Below are 16,337 nucleotides of genomic sequence, written 5' to 3' on the forward strand. Positions count from 1 at the left end.
GTCGCTGTCCGGTGCCGGTCGGCTCAGGGAATGTGCGCCTCGAAATGCGTTTCCGCAGCTCACATTTCGGAAAGTCGCATCGAGGCGCCGATTCTTCGTCTGGGCGCTTCCCCTGGCCCTTCTTCCTGGCGCCTGCCGGACCGATGGTGGGTAACGCGTCGCCGGATCGGCTGCGAGCCCGCGGCCGTTGGCAGGTGGCCGTTGGCAGGCACCGCGGCGCCACGGGAAATATCAGCGTCTCGCCATGCTCTCCTGAAATCTCACCTGGGCAAACTCTGGTCGAGACGCACATTTTTCAGCTGAACGGGCCGGGATGCCCCCGCTGCTCCCCCAGACAGTTGCTGACGTCCAGGGGTCAAGAAGGCCCGCGACACCGGCTCTCGGAGGAGACCTCGGAGAAGACGATGCCGCGGGCCGGCGGAACAGTGAACCCTCGGGGCGCGGGGCGGGGGTCACTGCACCGGTCTCGATCACCGCACCGTGTTTGCCAAAGCACCGTGTTGGCCAGAACAGTGTTGGCCAAAGCGCCGTGTTGGTCACAGCGCCGTCTTGATCAATGGACGGAGTCGCTCACCTTGAACCAGCTGCTGGGGTCGTTCACGTCGGCGAACTCGATGTTCTCGGCGAACTTCGTCACGTCGGCGACGGAGCCTTTCCCAGAGATCAGTGCGGTGTACCCGCCGCCCAGATCAATTCGGATCTGCACCGAATTGGCCGCACCCTCAAAAGAAGACACCTTGGCTGGGCGACCGTTGATGGTTGTCGGCTGATCTCCAGGATCGCTTCCCATCGGATCGGGATTGGTCACCGAGATGTTGGCCGTACCCACGGAGGCGTCGTCGATCAGGTACCCGTAAGTCAAGCCCAGATCTGAGGTGGGTGACGCAGCATCGGACATCCAGTACCCCCCAACCTCACTCATCGGCGCTCGATCCAGCGGGAGCAGCGGCTTGGTGACCTTGAAGGGCAAGGTGCGGGGGGTGTTCGAGAACTGCAGCGCTGTTGCCATCTTGATGCCCTGCTGCTGGGTGACGTTGACAACCACGGACCACTTGCCCGGACTCCACTGCCAGGCGAGGGTGCCGGAGCCGCACAGTTTGGCAAAGTAGGCGTCACGGCCTTCGACAGACAGCTTCACCGCGTCCGCCGGTACGGTCAGCTCACTGCTTTCAGTGAACGTTGCTCTGGCGTACTCGGTACCAAGGCCGGACAGCCGCACCGCGAACTGCGATCTCACACTGTATCGATTCTCGATCTTAACCCCGCTGTCCCTGGCAGCAACGACGAACATGCTTGTCAGGTCGAACGAGCCAGAAACCGCGATCCGCTCGCCGTCGAGCGACAACAGGCATACCGAGGCGTTCAAGTCGCGCAGCTTCATCCGATCGGTGCCAGCGGCAACGGTTTTCACCCTCGCCGAACCGGCGGCGGAGCTCGCCTTCACGGTGCCGGCGCCGGTCGGGGCCGGCTTCGCCGCGGACGGTTTCGTCTCGGCGGGCGGTTCCGTTGCGGGCGGCGGCGGTTTCACCGGCAGGCTGCGCGGTGGTGCGGCAGCGCTCTTCCGCCCTGTTGTGTCGTCCGGTGACGCGGTGGCCGAGGCGGTGGTGCCCGACGGCGGGTTGACTCCGATCGCGGTCGCGTCGGCCGAGCCGGACCCGGCGGGGGCGACGGCGGCCGGCTGGTGCGGGCGCGATTGGTTGACGACCACCGGGATGGCGACGGCAGCGGCGACCACGGCGGCGGCTACCCCGGCTATCGCCCAGGATCGGGAGCGGGTGGCCGTGGTGGCGTGCCGAGTGTCGGTCAGCTTGGCGGCGAAGTCCGGGGTGTGCTCTTTGGCAAGACCGGCGCGCTCGCGGTAGAGGCGACGCAGGTCGTCTTCGGAAGGCATGGTGGCTCCTGAAAGTTGTGGTCACGTGCCGGCCGTGCCGGCGAAAGCTGTTGGGGCGTAATACCTGTGGTCCGCTGAGGCGAGCAAGGCGATCGACTGCGTCAGGCCGGGTCGGGTGGCGGCACCGCCAGCAGGGTCGGCGATAACAGCGCAGGTGTGTCCGGCCCGGAACCGCCGTCACCCAACTCGATGCGGAGCGCGGCCAGCCCGCGCGAGATGTAGCCGCGCACGCTGGCCGGTTTGCAGCCCAGCTCGGCGGCGATGGCGTCGTCGGACAGGTCGAGGTAGTAGCGCAGTGCCAATGCGGCCTGTTGTTGTTTCGGCAGGCTCGCCAGTTGCTGAGCGAGCTCGTCGTGCTCGGCAATGCGCTGGGCACTGTCGCCGGCCGGGTCGCGCTCGGCAACCGTGCTGACCAGCTCGGGGTCGCGGGGCGCCTGAACAACGGTGCGGCGTCTGGTGTTTCGCAGAAACTTGTTCAGCAGCATGCGCCGGACATAAGCCAACGGAAACTCGGCGGTGCTCACCCGCGGCCAGTTCGCGTAGGCATCTCCGACTACATCGGCGGTCAGCTTCTCGGCGGCAGATCGGTCTCCGGTCAGCGCGACCGCGAAGCCGAACAACGCCGATTGGTGCGCACGAACGAAGGCAACGAAGTCGTTCCGGTCCGACGGGTCCGGTACGGACGACTGGGTGCTCATGACGCGCGTTCAGGCACAACGCTGTGCAGGGACGTCATATCCCCTCCTGTGGTTCGGTGGCCGCCACCGACGCGGCCCTCACCGACTACAAGTCACCACCGCGCCCGATTGTTGCGGTGGCTACGGCGGATTTCACCGCCGATGCGCGGTGCGCCGCACAGTCGGGCAGACGGGCGGACGGGCAGGCGGCACCGGCTCAGGATTCCCGGTGAATGGCCAGCGGCCCCGAACTCTGCGCCACCGGCATCAGCTCGATCAGGTTGATGTTGACGTGGGCCGGCTGGTTGGTGGCCCAGTAGACCGACTCGGCGACGTCGTCGGCGGTGAGCGGATCGACGCCGGCGTACACCTGGTTCGCCTTGCGCTGGTCGCCGTCGAAACGCACAACGGAGAACTCGGTGCCGCCGACCATGCCGGGTTCGATGCAGGTAACGCGGACGCCGGTGCCGGGCAGATCGGCGCGCAGGTTCAGGCTGAACTGGTGCACGAAAGCCTTGGTGGCGCCGTAAACGTTGCCGCCGGGATACGGGTAGCTCGCTGCCGTTGAACCGATGTTGATCACGTGGCCGCGGCCGCGCTGCACCATGCCGGGCAGCACCGCCCTTGTCACATGCACCAGGCCGGTGACGTTGGTGTCGATCATGGTGTCCCAGTCGCCGAGGTCGGCTTCCTGCGCCGGGCCGAGGCCGAGGGCGAGGCCGGCATTGTTGACCAGCACGTCGATCTGGGCGAACTCCGGTGGCAACTCAGCCAGCAGCGCCGGGATGGCATCGGAGTCGCGGACGTCGAGCGCGGCGACGTACACCGCATCGCCGAGCTGATCCTTCAGCTCGGCCAGCCGATCCGCGCGGCGGGCGGTTGCGATCACCTTCCAGCCTTCGCGGGCGAAGCGCCTGGCGATGGCGGCGCCGAATCCGGCGCTGGCGCCGGTGACGAAGACCGTTCCGGACATGGTGTTCTCCTCGCTTCCGGTGGTCGCCTCAGCGGTGGTTACCCACCGCGGTGGTCGCCTCAGAGGTAGTGGCCCACAGCGGTAGTTGCCCCAGCCTAGTGCCGAGTCGCGACCGCAGCCGCGCCGCGGATCCGGCTCACGCGCTCAGCAGCCGGCCCGGCTGGTCCCCGTCGTCTCCGGCGTAGAGCAGCGCGCGGCCCGGCGCCGGCGCGACCGTCAGCTCGGTGCCAGGCTCCGGTTCCACGTCTTCGGCGACGGTGGCCCGGATCAGCCGATCGCCGACCTGCAGGCCGACCAGCAGCTGCACGCCGAGGTTCTCGACGGTGGTGACGACGCCGGTCACCGCCGCACCGGGGTCGGTCTTGGACAGCGCGCCGCCACCTGTCGTTGCGGTGAGGTACTCGGGGCGCAGCCCGTAGGTCACAGCGGTGCCGTCCGCCGGCGGCTCCCCCGCAAGCTGCGGCAGCGGCAGGGTGAATCCGCCGAAATCCAACCGGCCGCCGGACACCCTGGCGGGCAACAGGTTCATCGGGGTGGCACCGATGAAGTTCGCGACGAAGGTGTCCGCCGGGCGGTGAAAGACCTCTCGCGGGGTGCCGATCTGGCGAATCCGCCCGGCGTCCATCACCGCCATCCGGTCCGACATCGCCAACGCCTCGGCCTGATCGTGGGTGACGAACACGGTTGTCACCCCGAGCTCACCCTGCAGCCGCTTCAGGAAGGTGCGGGCCTCCAACCGCAGCCGGGCGTCAAGGTTGGACAGCGGCTCGTCGAACAGGAACAGCTGCGGGCGACTGGCGATGGCGCGAGCCAACGCGACTCGTTGTTGCTGCCCACCGGACAACTGCGAAGGGCGCCGGTCCAGCAGCGTCCCCAGGCTCAGGTGTTCCGCGGTCTCGGCGGCCCTGGCATTGCGTTCGGCACGCCCGGTCTTCTTGATACGCAACGGATACGCGATGTTGTCGGTCACCGACATGTGAGGGAACAACGCATAGTCCTGGAACACCATCGCAATGTCCCGTTCGCCCGGCGGCATCCTGGTGACGTCGGAGCCGCCGATGCCGATGTTGCCCTCGGTGGCGCTCTCCAGCCCGGCCAGGGTGCGCAACAGCGTGGTCTTGCCGCAGCCGGACGGTCCCAGCAGGGCGAAGAACTCGCCATCCGCGATCGACAGATCGACGCCGTTCACCCCCCGGACGCCGTTCGGGTACTCCTTGACCAGACCGCTCAGTTCGACACCGGCCATCAGCCTTTGATTCCTCCTTGAAAGGCGAAGCCGTAGCGGCGATTCACCAGCAGGTACAGCACGACCACCGGCACCGAGTAGACCAGCGCGAAGGTGGAGATCAGGGCGAAATTGGGTTGCCCACCAGAGTCGTAGAAGGTGTACATGGCCACTGCCGCAGGCTGTTTCGACTCCGAGGTGAACAGCACGTACGGAACCAGGAAGTTCCCCCACACCTGCACCAGCGCCCACACGCCGACCGTCGCCATGCCCGGACGGATCAACGGCAGGGCGATATGGCGCAGAATCTGGCTCGGCTTGGCGCCGTAACCCCTTGCCGACTCCTCGTACGAGCGCGGAATGGCGTCGACGAAGTCCTTGAGCATGAAGATGGCCGCCGGCAGCAGGCCGCCGGTGAGCACCAGAACGACCCCTGTGTAGCTGTCCAACATGTTGAGCTGGAACAACATCAGGAAGATCGGCACCATCGCGGCGGTCCCGGTGACGATGGACGACAGCAACAGCAGCCCGTACAGCAACTGGTCCCGGCCGGGGACTCTGACCCTGGACAGCGCGTACGAGGCCAGCGCCGACAGGGCCACCACCACCACCGCGGTGGCGATCGACAGGATCAGCGAATTCCTGATGGACGGCCAGGTTTGCGGGTTGTCCAGCAGTTCCCGGAAGTTGTCGAGGGTCACCCCGCCGCGCAGGCTGGCCCGGAAGTTCGGCTCCTTGGCGAACGGTGTCAGCGCCAACCACACCAGCGGCAGCGCGAAGAACACCGTCGCGACGCAGACCACCAGATAGGTGGCTACCCGGCCGAGCAGGTGCCGGACCCGGCCCATCGCCGCCTGGTGACTGTCGGCGGTGCGCACACCCTCATGCGTGCTCGTCATGCCGCCGCCTTCGCGGCGTTCCGCTTGCGGCGCTTGGTGTCTCTGGCCAACGCCGAGTCGTCGTCGGCGGTGCGCAGGAACCTGATGTACACCACCGCGATCACCAGGTTGACCAGCAGCAGCAAGAGCGACACCGCCGAGCCGTAGCCGAGATTGCCCTCGACGATGGCGGTTTTGTAGATGTACACCGGCAGCGTGGTGGACGCCCCGTTCGGTCCGCCGCCGGTCAGCAGGTACGGACTGAAGTCGTTGAAGGTCCACAACGTGATCAGCAGCGTGTTGGTGAGGATGTTGCGCCGCACCGTCGGGATCGCCACGTCGCGCAGCTGCTGCCAGCTGGACGCACCCGACATCTTCGCCACCTCCAGCTGCGACTTCGGCACCGTCGACAACGCGGCCGCGTACAGCAGCATGGAAAAGGCGGTGCCGCGCCAGATGTTGAAGATCACGATCACCGCCATCGGGTGCTCGATCACCCACGGCACCTCGGTGCCGAGCAGGCCGTTCAACGTGCCGGCACGCCGGTCGAGCAGGGCCTGCCACAGGAACGCGACAACCGATCCTGGCAGGATCCAGGCGAGCAGTACCAGCACCGTCAACACGTTGCGGACCACCCGGTTGGCACCGCGGAAGAACCAGGCAAGCGCGAACCCCAGAATGTTCTGCCCGAACACCGCGGAGAGCGCCACGAAAACCAGGGTCAGCCACAGCGCCCGGGTGAACGCCGAGTCGCCGATGGCTTCCGAGTAGTTGTCGAGACCGACGAAAGTCGGTGCGGCGGCAGAACTTCCGGTCAGCGCATAGTCGAGCAGCCCGAGGTACAGCGTCCAGACCGCGGGGAACACCAGGAAGACCCCGACCACCACCAGCGCGGGCGCGACGAACCCTGCGGCCCGCCACCGGCCCAGACCGACGACGTCCGGATCACGCCGGGCACGACCGGCGCGCCGCTGCGGATCCGGCCCGTCGGCCTGATCGGGGTCGCCTGCGCTGGTGCTGATCGCCGGGTCGACTGGGGCGCTACTCACTGCTCACTTTGTCGGCGCCGACGATCTTCTCCAGGCTCTTGGCGTAGGTCGCTGCGGCCTCGTCCGGCGAGGTGCCGGTGACGACGTCGAGGGTGGCCTGCTGGATGGCGGTGGAGACCGCGTTGTACTTCTCGTCAGACGGGCGGTAGGTGGTGATCGGCAGCACGTCCTTGGCGATGAAGCTGAGCAGCGGGTCGTTGGCGAGAGTGGCGGCGTTGACGTCATCGCGCGCCGAGATGCGCACCTGCAGTTTGCTCATCGCTTCCTGGGCCTTGGCACTCAGCATGTACTGCATCAGTTCCCAGGCCTGCTGCGGGTACTGCGACTTCGGGTTCAGGAACAACCCGGAGCCACCGGAGACCGACACGAAGTCTTGGCCGTTCACCCCGGAACCCGGCTTCTCCGCGGGGATCTTGGCCCAGCCGACGGTGCTGTTCCGATCGGCCATCGAGGTGGCGCCGCAGGTCTTTTTGTCCGGGCAGATCACCGACCGCCAGAAGTAGTCGCCCTCGGCGAGAATGCCGATCTGGCCCTTGGCGAACAGTTCGAAGCTCTGGTCCCTGCCGCTGTTGTCCTGTTGCAGGGTGGCATCGCCGAGACCGCCGTCGCCGTACAGCTTGCCGTAGAAGCCAAGAACACTCTTGACGTTGGGGGTGGCACCCTGCCAGGTGCCGGCCTTGTCGTCGAACAGCGGCTTACCGGTGCCGACCAGCAATGGTAGAAAGCCTTGCGCCGTTGTCGCTTCGGTCATTGCGGTGCCGGCGTTGATCTGGATCGGGGTGACGCCATCAACGCCCTTGAGCTTCTCCCCCGCGGCGAGGATGTCGTCCCAGGACGTGGGTTGCCAGTCGGCCGGCAACCCGGCCTGCTGGAAGACCTTCTTGTTGAAGTAGAGCACCCGGCCGTCGGTGCCGTTCGGGAGGCCGTACACCTGACCTTGGTAGGTGACGCTCTGCCGCACCGAGTCGGAGATCTGCTTCCAGCCGTCCCAGCTGTCGATGCCGGTGGCCACCTGGTTGAGCGGCTTCACGTAGCCGGCGCCGGCGAGCTCCCCCAGCCAGATGCCGTCGGCGGCGAACACGTCCGCCGCGCCACCGGCTTTCAGGCCGAGCTGCAGCTTGGTCTTGTACTCGGGATCGTCGACGCCGGAACCGTTGAAGGTGACCTTGGCGTTGACGCCCTTGGCCTTCTGCTCGGCGATGAAGCCGGGGATCACGGTCTCGGTGATCCACGTGGCCTCTGCGTCGTTCTTGCCGCCCTTGACCGCGTTGGTGGCGATGGTGAGGGTGACGTCCTTGGCATCGGCGTTGACCGGGTTGGCGTTGCCGCCGCCACCGGGCGCCGCAGCACCGGAACCGGCCGCACCGGAACCGTCAGCCGCTCCCGAGCCGGAAGCCGCTGAGCCGGACGCTGCCTGGTCACCCGCCGCGCTGGAGCCGCCGTTGCCAGCGGCCGCGCTGCCGTCCGCCGCGGCCCCGGCGCTCTGCTGCTGGCCGGTCGTCCCCGCCGCCGGCGGAGCTTCGGCGCTCGAGGTCGACGAGTCGTTCTTGGCGCCGACACAGCCGGCGGTCAAGATAGCGACGGCCGCCAGTACCACAGCACTCTTGGTCACACTTGAAACTGAACGCACGGGCCTCATTGCCATTGTCTCCCAGTTGGTTGCGCCCCAGACGTCACCCGGTCGGGAAGAACTGTAACCACACAACCGCCGCGACAACACCAAGGGTGGCCGCCCGGTTGGCGAAGAGTAGGGGGCCAGTTGGCGAAGTTTCAGACGATGATGGCGATAACGCCGGCGACGAGCAGACCGATGCCGGCCAGTGCGGTCAGCAGCGACCGCTGCGCCAGCACACTCTGCTGCCGCTGGGCCGTCCGCACCGCGGTGCCGCGGGTGCCGCCGGTGACCAGGAACGGCACACCGGCGCCGGCCGGTACCAGCACCACGCGGCTGCCGGAGATCTTGGCCCGGCCGGCCACCGTGAGCGGCTGGCCCGGCTGGATGAACTGTTCGGTGATGATTTCCTCGTCGTCGCGGCCGATCAACCCTGCCAGCATGTTCAGCTCACTGACCGCGCTGGTGCGGCGGGTCGGCACGTCCTGTACCTGGGCCCCTGTCATCTGCACCACCACGCTCGCGCCGGACGGCTCGGCCGGGTCGACCAGCCGGAAACCGCCGCCGCTGTGGTAGCTCTGCTTCTCGGTGAGGGTCTCGTCGCCGTCGGAGTTGACCGACCGGAGCTGACGCAGGAACGAGAACCAGATGCACGGCTCGTCGGAGACGGGCGTGCGGGTCAGTTTCGCGCCGTCGTCCAGCTGCGCGACGCCGGTGACGGCGACGTCACGCTGGAACAGGCTGCGGTCGGGCAGTTCCGCGCGCACCGCTTCGGCCATGCCCACCACCTCCGCCACCGGCGTCGGGTCGGTGCTGAGCGCTGCGGTCCAGCTGGCCCGCTGGTGTCCGGCGGACCGCGAGCTGCGCCTGGCCTCGAGCAGCAACGCCACCCCGGCGACCAGCAGCAGGAACTCCATGGCCAACGCTAACGCGCGCCGTCGCGTCCGCGGGCGAAGACGCGTGGACGCGCATGGACCGGCGGCCCGGGGGCGCCAGCCCGTGCACCGGGCGCCGACAGTTACAGGTACTGCCCGGTGCTTGGCGCGGTGTCGATGGAACGCGAGCCTTCGGACTGCTTGCCGGACACCAGCGTGCGGATGTACACGATCCGCTCACCCTTCTTGCCGGAGATCCGTGCCCAGTCGTCCGGGTTGGTGGTGTTCGGCAGGTCCTCGTTCTCGGCGAACTCGTCGACGATCGCGTCCTGCAGGTGCGCGACCCGCAGACCTGTTGCGCCGGAATCGATCCGGGCCTTGATGGCCGACTTCTTCGCCCGGTCGACGATGTTCTGGATCATCGCCCCGGAGTTGAAATCTTTGAAGTACAGGATCTCTTTGTCGCCGTTGGCGTAGGTGACCTCGAGGAAGCGGTTGTCGTCCGACTCTGAGTACATCCGCTCGACGGTGGTCTGGATCATCGCCGAAACGGTTTCCGCGCGGTTGCCGCCGAACTCGGCAAGATCGTCCTCGTGGATCGGCAGGTCGGCGGTCAGGTACTTGCCGAAGATGTCCTTGGCCGACTCGGCATCCGGCCGCTCGATCTTGATCTTGACGTCCAACCGGCCGGGCCGCAGGATCGCCGGGTCGATCATGTCTTCCCGGTTGCTCGCCCCGATCACGATGACGTTCTCCAGGCCCTCGACGCCGTCGATCTCGCTCAGCAACTGCGGGACGATGGTGGTCTCGACGTCGGACGACACGCCGCTGCCCCTGGTGCGGAACACCGAGTCCATCTCGTCGAAGAAGACGATCACCGGGGTGCCGTCCGACGCCTTTTCCCTGGCCCGCTGGAAGATCAGCCTGATGGTGCGCTCGGTCTCGCCGACGTACTTGTTGAGCAGCTCGGGGCCCTTGATGTTGAGGAAGTAGCTTGTCACCTTCTCCTCGCCGCGGGCGGCGGCCACCTGCTTGGCCAGCGAGTTCGCGACGGCCTTGGCGATCAACGTCTTTCCGCAGCCGGGAGGCCCGTACAGCAGCACCCCCTTGGGCGGGCGCAGTTGATACTCGGCGAACAGTTCGGCATGCAGGAAGGGCAGTTCGACGGCGTCGCGGATCTGTTCGATCTGCCGGCCGAGGCCGCCGATGTCTGAGTACGAGACGTCCGGAACCTCCTCCAGCACCAGGTCTTCCACCTCGGCCTTCGGCACCCGCTCGTAGGCGTACCCGGCCTTGGTGTCGACCAGCAGCGAATCACCCGGCTTGAGCGGCGCGTCCTGCAGCGGAGCGGCCAACTGCACCACCCGCTCCTCGTCGGCGTGACCGACCACGAGCGCCCGGTCGGCCCCGAGCACCTCGCGCAGCGTCGACACCTCGCCAGTGGCTTCGAAGCCGGCCGCCTCGACAACCGTGAGGGCCTCGTTGAGACGCAGCTGCTGGCCGCGCCGCAGGTCGGTGAGCTGGATGTTGGGCGACAACATCAGTCGCATCTTGCGGCCAGCGGTGTACACCTCGACGCTGGACTCGGGGCCGGGGCCGAGGTAGGTGCCGTAGCCACTGGGCGGCTGCGCCAGCCGATCAACCTCTTCCTTGAGCTGCAGCAGCTGGGTGCGGGCGTCGCGCAACGTGATGACCAGCTTGTCGTTGCGCTCGGTGAGGGTGCGCACGCGTTCCTGGGTGTCGGCGAGCTGCCGCTGCAGCGGCCGCACGTCGGTCGGTGCGACGGCGAGCCGGCGACGCAGCGCGGCGATCTCCTCGTTCAGGTCTCTGACCTTGGCGGCCAGTTCCGGACCGGACTGCTGGCCCGACTCCGGATTCGACGCGGACCCTGGCGTCCCGGCCGAGCCCGGTGCGCCGGACCCGGCTGAGGCGGCGGGCTCGGGCTGCTGCTCGGACCGGCCGGACCCTGGCGCTGAAAACTCCGTCACGGTTACTCCCCACTGCTTGTGGCAATCTCCCTCGACCCTACTCGGGGGCGCCTGCGAATCTCCGCTCCGGAAGCCGCGCGGCGTTCGCATCCGGCGCGACGGCTGCGCTGCCGCTGGCCGGTCTGCAAGACTGCCCTTGACGACAGCACCGGTACCGGCCGGAGCAACCCAGACCAGACACAGCGCAGCACCGGGCAACACCACGCAGAAACGGAACGTCGATGAACAACCCGGCACCGCAGGGATATCAATCGCAGGCGCCAGCCACCCCGCCGACCGGCCCGGCCGGTGGCGCACCGACGCGATCGGCCGGCCGGACCATGCTGGCCACCGTCATCGCGGTTGTGGTGGTGACGGGGGCGATCTCCGCGTGGCTGCTGATGGGCAAGTCGTACGACATCAGCACCCCACGCGGTGCCGCCGAGCAGTTCGCGGCAGCGGTCAACGACCGCAATTACGACCAAGTCAACGAGCTGTCCTGCTCACGGCTGACCCGCGGCATGGGCGACTCCGGCAGCAGCGCCTTGGGTGACGACTTGCTCGGCAAGGTCACCCTCGAGGTGCAGGACGCCAAGGAGACCGGCAACCGCGAGGGCGAAGCCACCTTCAAGGTCAACTCGCCGATGGGGGCGACGACGTTCAGGTCGCAGATGCGGCAGGACGAGAGCAACGAGCGCTGGCAGGTCTGCCCCGATCTGAACAGCATCGGCGGCTGATCTCCGGGCGGGACCGCCCCTGAGCAACCGGCTCAAGGACGAGGCGCGGCGATGGTTCGGCTACCGGCCGGTGCTGGTGGGCCGACGCTGCGGCCGCGGCGGCTCCACCCCCGGCGCCAGCTTCCTGGCGCTGAGCAGAAACGCGGTGTGGCCGATCATCCGGTGCTCGGGACGCACCGCCAGCCCCACCAAATGCCATGGCCGGTGCAGACTTTCCCACGCCTGCGGCTCGGTGAATCCACCGAATCCGCGCAGTTCTTCGGCCATCCGGGACAGCTGGGTGGTGCTGGCGACGTAGACCATCAGCACCCCACCTGGAGTCAGCGTCGTGGCCACCGTCGGCAGCATGGTCCACGGTTCCAGCATGTCCAGCACGATCCGGTCGACCTGCCGGTCGCGGTCGGCGAACTCGGCCATGTCGCCGACGATCAGCTCCCAGTTGGCCGGGTGCTCGCCGAAGAACCGCCGCACGTTGCGTTCGGCGTGCTCGGCATGGTCGTCGCGCACCTCGTAGGAGATCACCCGCCCGCTCGGGCCGACTGCACGCAGCAGCGAACAGGTCAGCGCCCCGGAGCCGGCCCCGGCCTCCAGCACCGTTGCACCGGGGAAAATGTCGCCCCAGTGGATGATCTGGGCGGCGTCCTTCGGGTAGATCACGGCGGCACCGCGCGGCATGCTCAGCACGTAGTCGGTGAGCAGCGGGCGCAGCGCCAGGTATGCGGTGCTCGACGTCGAGTACACCAGGCTGCCCTCGGGCCGGCCGATCAGATCGTCGTGGGCGATGGCGCCGCGGTGGGTGTGGAAGGTCTCCCCCGCCGCCAGATGCACGGTGTACTTGCGCCCCTTGGCGTCCGACAGCTGCACCCGGTCGCCGACCTGGAACGGCCCGCTCGGGCGGTCGGCGGTACCGGCACGGTCGGTTGCGGCCGGTTCTCCGGGGCTGGTTCCAGCGGATTCGGTTGCGCCCGGTTCTCCGGCGCTGGTTCCGGCGGATTCGCCGGCGCCGGTCGCGCTCTCCGGCAGGGTCGGTGGTTGCTCACCGCTGCTCGGCCCGGGGACGGACGCTGGGATCTCGCCGGCGGGTTGACCGGCTGACGCCTGCTCGGCCGGCTCCGGCTGATCGGTCGGGTGCATCATTCTCGTTTCGGTATGCGCCCTGCTGATGGCGGAAGCGCCGGCCAGGGCCGCACCATCGTAGGGTCTCCGCGGCGGTCAGGGTCGCGCCGACCGCAGCTCCAGCTCGCGCCGACTCACCCTGCCAACCGCGCGACCCTCGTCGTCCACCACCACGAAGCTGCTGGAACCGTTGCGCCGCAACAGTTCCGCCAGCTCTTCGGCGCCGTCACCGGTCAGCACGACGGCCCCTGCAGGGTCGGCGTCACCCGATCCGGGTGCAGAGGCCGCGCCTCGACGGGCGGCAACCACAGCGGCGAGCCGCGCGTACGCCAGCTCGCGGCGCGCCTCGAGCACCGCGATCACCGCGAGATGCACTGCCATCGCCACCAGCACAACGGTCACCAGCCAGCGACCGGGGCCCGCCGTCATCCGGAGCCAGCCGAGCACCGCAAGCAGCAGCAGGCCGCCGCAGACCAGCGTTGTCCCGAGGTAGCCGGCGATGGTTCCCGCCGATTGCTTCCCGGTGATCCGCCAGACGATGCTGCGCATCAACTCGCCGCCGTCCATCGGCACCGCCGGCAATAGGTTGAACACCGCAAGCAGCAGGTTCACCACGCCGACCGTCATGAACAGCAGCCACGGTCCGGTGTCCGGGCGCACCAGGTGTGCGGCCAGCAGGCCGGCGCCGCCGACCACACCGGAGACCAGCGGCCCGGCAACGGCGACGATGGCATCGGCCGACGCCCGGCTGCGATCCGGACGAGTCCCTGCGCCGGAGTCGGCTCCGGAGCCGGGCATGGAGTCCCGTTCGTCGAGGATGTCGGTCTGGCCGCCGAGCACGTCGAAGCTGATCCGCACCGGCCGCTGCCCGACCGCCTTGGCAGCAAACAGATGTCCACACTCGTGCAGCAGCACACTGACCAGCAACAGCACGGTGAGCACCACGCCGGCCACCACCGCGCCGAGCGTCGAATCGTCCGGCAACAGTCGCCGGGCCAGCAGCACCACAACCGCCAGCACGATCGCCAGCGACGCCGGCCAGCTCGCGTTCAACAACACCGGCACACCGGCGATCCGGCCGAGCCGGGTCCCGCGCCGCGCCGAGGTCATGGCCTCAGGGTACGGTTCGCCCGGTCCGTGCGGTTGGCGACGAACCAAAGGCTGGACCAGCACCGGACCAGGACAGGGCACAGCCGGGCTACCGGCCGGTAACCATTCGTGGCCGGCTGGCTATCCTCGGCCGGTGGTCAGTGATTCAGGCAGTGCCCAGCCGCAGACGCCAACCGGCCCCACCGGCACCCCGACCGCTCCGACCCCCGACCGGTCGGTGCCCGTCGACCCGGTGCCCGACAACTCGGCCCGCACCGATCCGGTCCCCAGTGATCCGGTCCCCAGCGCTTCGGCCCGGGCCGCTGTGGCAGCGGGCGATGCGGTGGCAGCGGGAGGTGCGGTGGCAGCGGGCGATGCGGTGGGAGCGGGTGATGCCTCCAGTCAGCTTGCGTATTACCGGCAAGTGTCCGAGTCCAGCGCCGACGGTGTGCTGACCGCCAGCTATCAGCCCACCGCCGTCACCGAGGGCGCCTGGGCCAGCCACGAACAGCACATGGCACCGGCGTCCGGCCTGTTGGCCGCGGTGGTGGAGCGGTGTTCGGGCCGTGACGACCTGATCACCTCCCGGCTCAGCTTCGACATTCTCGGCGTGATCCACCGCCGACCGTTCGACGTCACCGCGAGGGTGGTGCGGCCGGGGCGCACCATCGAGTTGGTGCAGGCCGAGATGACCTCGCAGGGGCGGACTCTGGTCAGGGTCAACGCCTGGCGGCTGGTCCGCAGCGACACCGCCGACCTGGCCGGAGACGACTTTCCCGCCTTGCCGGGTCCGGACGAGGGCGGGCCGTGGACCGGCGCCGACTACTGGGGCGGCGGCTTCATCAACTCACTGGAGTTGCGCACGCTGCCCGGTTGGCGCCCAGGGCGCGGCCGCGCCTGGATTCGCAGCGACCACCCGCTGATCGAGGGTGTTGCGGTGTCGCCGCTGGCTAACCTGATCAGGATGACCGACAGCGCCAACGGCATGGCAGTTCGCGCCGATCCGCGAGAGTTGTTGTTCCCCAACACGGATCTCACCGTGCACGTGTTCCGCGAGCCGAGCGGCGAGTGGCTCGGTCTCGACGTCTCGGTGACGTTCGGCCCGTCCGGCATTGGGCTGACCTCGTCCGTGCTGCACGACGTCGACGGGCCGTTCGGCACCGCAGCACAGTCGCTGACCCTGCGGCGGCGTTAGGCGCCCGCTGGGCGGCGGCGGCCGGCGCCGGACAACTTCGCCCGCGTAGACCTGCTGCCAGCGATCGCCGGGAGCCAACCCGGCCGACCGTTCTGCTGTTGTCGAGTTGCCCGTTCTCGCTCGTTACCGCGACGTGCTGGCACGGCCGTGCCGGGACGGGCCGTGTCGGTCAGAGCCGGATGGTGCGGATGTCCGACGCCAGAATCGCTTTCGCCCCGAGGTCGGCGAGCGCATCCATGACGGCGTTGGCTTCCTTGCGCGACACCATGGCGCGCACAGCGACCCATTCCGGGTCGGCCATCGGCGCCACGGTCGGCGATTCCAGGCCTGGCGTGACGGCGGTCGCCGCCTCCAGCAGGTGCCGCGGGCAGTCGTAGTCGAGCATCAGATACTGCTGGGCGAAGACCACCCCGCGCAGCCGGTTGGCCAGCTGCCGTGCGGCCGGTCCCGGATCGGAGTCGGCGCGGGTGATCAGCACTGCCTCCGACGTCAGGATGGGCTCGCCGAAGGTCGCCAATCCGTTCTGTCGCAACGTTCTTCCGGAGTCGACGACGTCGGCGATCACGTCAGCCAGGCCCAGCTGGATGGAGATCTCGACGGCGCCGTCGAGCCGGATCACCGTGCTGCCGGTGATCCCGCGACGCTGCAGATCGGCCTGCACCAGGTGCGGGTATGCGGACGCGATTCGCTTGCCGCCCAACGCTTCGACGGTCCAGCTCTGGTCGGCCGGCCCTGCGTAGCGGAAGGTGGAGTGGCCGAAGCCGAGTTCGGCCAGCTCGGTGACGTTGATGTCGGTGTTGATCGCCAGGTCGCGGCCGGTGATGCCGAGATCGAGGTCGCCGGAGCCGACGTAGGTGGCAATGTCCTTGGGGCGCAGGTAGAAGAACTCGACGTCGTTGCCGGAGTCGAGCACCGTCAGATCGCGCGATTCGCCTCGTTGCCGGTAGCCGGCCTCCCTGAGCATTGCCGAGGCCGGCTCGGCCAGGGTGCCCTTGTTCGGAACGGCAACGCGCAGCATGGGCCTACTCCTGTCGCTGGGAGCTGACGGTTCGA

Annotated in this window: 15 protein-coding genes; 3 read left to right on the forward strand and 12 right to left on the reverse strand. The window is 68.3% G+C overall.

Annotation, left to right across the window (positions count from 1 at the left end):
* Positions 1 to 553: 553 nt before the first annotated feature.
* Complete coding sequence (locus HKD39_RS01860) at positions 554 to 1,381, reverse strand: hypothetical protein (protein WP_212753779.1); 828 nt, start codon at positions 1,379 to 1,381, stop codon at positions 554 to 556.
* Positions 1,382 to 1,388: 7 nt separating this feature from the next.
* Between HKD39_RS01860 and HKD39_RS01865 the strand changes: the two genes are divergently transcribed.
* On the forward strand, positions 1,389 to 1,862 hold the full coding sequence (locus HKD39_RS01865; RefSeq protein ID WP_171198113.1) for a hypothetical protein: 474 nt from the start codon (positions 1,389 to 1,391) through the stop codon (positions 1,860 to 1,862).
* A 130-nt stretch (positions 1,863 to 1,992) separates the two neighbouring features.
* Here HKD39_RS01865 and HKD39_RS01870 read toward each other — a convergent pair whose 3' ends face one another.
* From HKD39_RS01870 to arc, 8 genes are all read right to left on the reverse strand, one after another.
* Positions 1,993 to 2,589, reverse strand: a complete 597-nt coding sequence (locus HKD39_RS01870; protein ID WP_171198114.1) for a SigE family RNA polymerase sigma factor — start codon at positions 2,587 to 2,589, stop codon at positions 1,993 to 1,995.
* 196 nt (positions 2,590 to 2,785) lie between these two features.
* Positions 2,786 to 3,541: an SDR family oxidoreductase gene (locus tag HKD39_RS01875; RefSeq protein WP_171198115.1), complete on the reverse strand. Its 756-nt coding sequence runs from the start codon at positions 3,539 to 3,541 to the stop codon at positions 2,786 to 2,788.
* Positions 3,542 to 3,677: 136 nt separating this feature from the next.
* Positions 3,678 to 4,787, reverse strand: a complete 1,110-nt coding sequence (locus HKD39_RS01880) for an ABC transporter ATP-binding protein (protein ID WP_171198116.1) — start codon at positions 4,785 to 4,787, stop codon at positions 3,678 to 3,680.
* Positions 4,787 to 5,614: an ABC transporter permease subunit gene (locus HKD39_RS01885; protein ID WP_171198406.1), complete on the reverse strand. Its 828-nt coding sequence runs from the start codon at positions 5,612 to 5,614 to the stop codon at positions 4,787 to 4,789. Before HKD39_RS01885 ends, HKD39_RS01880 begins: the two co-directional genes overlap by 1 nt.
* 47 nt (positions 5,615 to 5,661) lie before the next feature.
* A complete protein-coding gene (locus tag HKD39_RS19165) occupies positions 5,662 to 6,693 on the reverse strand; it encodes a carbohydrate ABC transporter permease (RefSeq protein ID WP_212753781.1) in 1,032 nt (343 codons plus the stop codon).
* Entirely contained in the window at positions 6,686 to 8,305 is a 1,620-nt protein-coding gene (locus tag HKD39_RS01895; RefSeq protein WP_212753782.1) for an extracellular solute-binding protein, read from the reverse strand. The genes HKD39_RS19165 and HKD39_RS01895 overlap by 8 nt, the downstream gene beginning before the upstream one ends.
* 158 nt (positions 8,306 to 8,463) lie before the next feature.
* Positions 8,464 to 9,222: a hypothetical protein gene (locus tag HKD39_RS01900; RefSeq protein WP_171198117.1), complete on the reverse strand. Its 759-nt coding sequence runs from the start codon at positions 9,220 to 9,222 to the stop codon at positions 8,464 to 8,466.
* A gap of 101 nt (positions 9,223 to 9,323) precedes the next feature.
* Entirely contained in the window at positions 9,324 to 11,168 is a 1,845-nt protein-coding gene (gene arc / locus HKD39_RS01905) for a proteasome ATPase (protein ID WP_171198118.1), read from the reverse strand.
* 221 nt (positions 11,169 to 11,389) lie between these two features.
* On the opposite strand from arc, the gene HKD39_RS01910 reads away from it, so the two are divergent.
* A complete protein-coding gene (locus HKD39_RS01910; protein ID WP_171198119.1) occupies positions 11,390 to 11,884 on the forward strand; it encodes a hypothetical protein in 495 nt (164 codons plus the stop codon).
* Between the two features lie 60 nt (positions 11,885 to 11,944).
* Here the strand turns inward: HKD39_RS01910 and HKD39_RS01915 are convergent, their stop codons facing one another.
* Together HKD39_RS01915 and HKD39_RS01920 are read right to left on the reverse strand one after the other, a co-directional pair.
* Positions 11,945 to 12,748: a tRNA (adenine-N1)-methyltransferase gene (locus HKD39_RS01915; RefSeq protein WP_425488409.1), complete on the reverse strand. Its 804-nt coding sequence runs from the start codon at positions 12,746 to 12,748 to the stop codon at positions 11,945 to 11,947.
* 348 nt (positions 12,749 to 13,096) lie between these two features.
* On the reverse strand, positions 13,097 to 14,110 hold the full coding sequence (locus HKD39_RS01920) for a M50 family metallopeptidase (protein WP_171198120.1): 1,014 nt from the start codon (positions 14,108 to 14,110) through the stop codon (positions 13,097 to 13,099).
* Between the two features lie 133 nt (positions 14,111 to 14,243).
* Between HKD39_RS01920 and HKD39_RS19910 the strand changes: the two genes are divergently transcribed.
* Complete coding sequence (locus tag HKD39_RS19910; RefSeq protein WP_212753783.1) at positions 14,244 to 15,284, forward strand: thioesterase family protein; 1,041 nt, start codon at positions 14,244 to 14,246, stop codon at positions 15,282 to 15,284.
* Between the two features lie 169 nt (positions 15,285 to 15,453).
* Here HKD39_RS19910 and hisG read toward each other — a convergent pair whose 3' ends face one another.
* Positions 15,454 to 16,302 (reverse strand): ATP phosphoribosyltransferase, encoded by an 849-nt coding sequence (hisG, locus tag HKD39_RS01930; protein ID WP_171198121.1) that lies wholly within the window; start codon positions 16,300 to 16,302, stop codon positions 15,454 to 15,456.
* Positions 16,303 to 16,337: the final 35 nt, after the last annotated feature.

It is taken from the genome of Nakamurella aerolata, assembly GCF_013002705.1.
GTDB lineage: Bacteria > Actinomycetota > Actinomycetes > Mycobacteriales > Nakamurellaceae > Nakamurella > Nakamurella aerolata.

Excerpts from the sequence above, each read along its gene's own strand:
- HKD39_RS01860 (WP_212753779.1), bottom strand. The coding sequence starts at position 1,381 with ATGAAGCTGCGCGACTTGAACGCCTCGGTATGCCTGTTGTCGCTCGAC.
- HKD39_RS01870 (WP_171198114.1), bottom strand. The coding sequence starts at position 2,589 with ATGAGCACCCAGTCGTCCGTACCGGACCCGTCGGACCGGAACGACTTC.
- HKD39_RS01875 (WP_171198115.1), bottom strand. The coding sequence starts at position 3,541 with ATGTCCGGAACGGTCTTCGTCACCGGCGCCAGCGCCGGATTCGGCGCC.
- HKD39_RS01880 (WP_171198116.1), bottom strand. The coding sequence starts at position 4,787 with ATGGCCGGTGTCGAACTGAGCGGTCTGGTCAAGGAGTACCCGAACGGC.
- HKD39_RS01885 (WP_171198406.1), bottom strand. The coding sequence starts at position 5,614 with ATGGGCCGGGTCCGGCACCTGCTCGGCCGGGTAGCCACCTATCTGGTG.
- HKD39_RS01900 (WP_171198117.1), bottom strand. The coding sequence starts at position 9,222 with ATGGAGTTCCTGCTGCTGGTCGCCGGGGTGGCGTTGCTGCTCGAGGCC.
- HKD39_RS01910 (WP_171198119.1), top strand. The coding sequence starts at position 11,390 with ATGAACAACCCGGCACCGCAGGGATATCAATCGCAGGCGCCAGCCACC.
- HKD39_RS01920 (WP_171198120.1), bottom strand. The coding sequence starts at position 14,110 with ATGACCTCGGCGCGGCGCGGGACCCGGCTCGGCCGGATCGCCGGTGTG.
- hisG (WP_171198121.1), bottom strand. The coding sequence starts at position 16,302 with ATGCTGCGCGTTGCCGTTCCGAACAAGGGCACCCTGGCCGAGCCGGCC.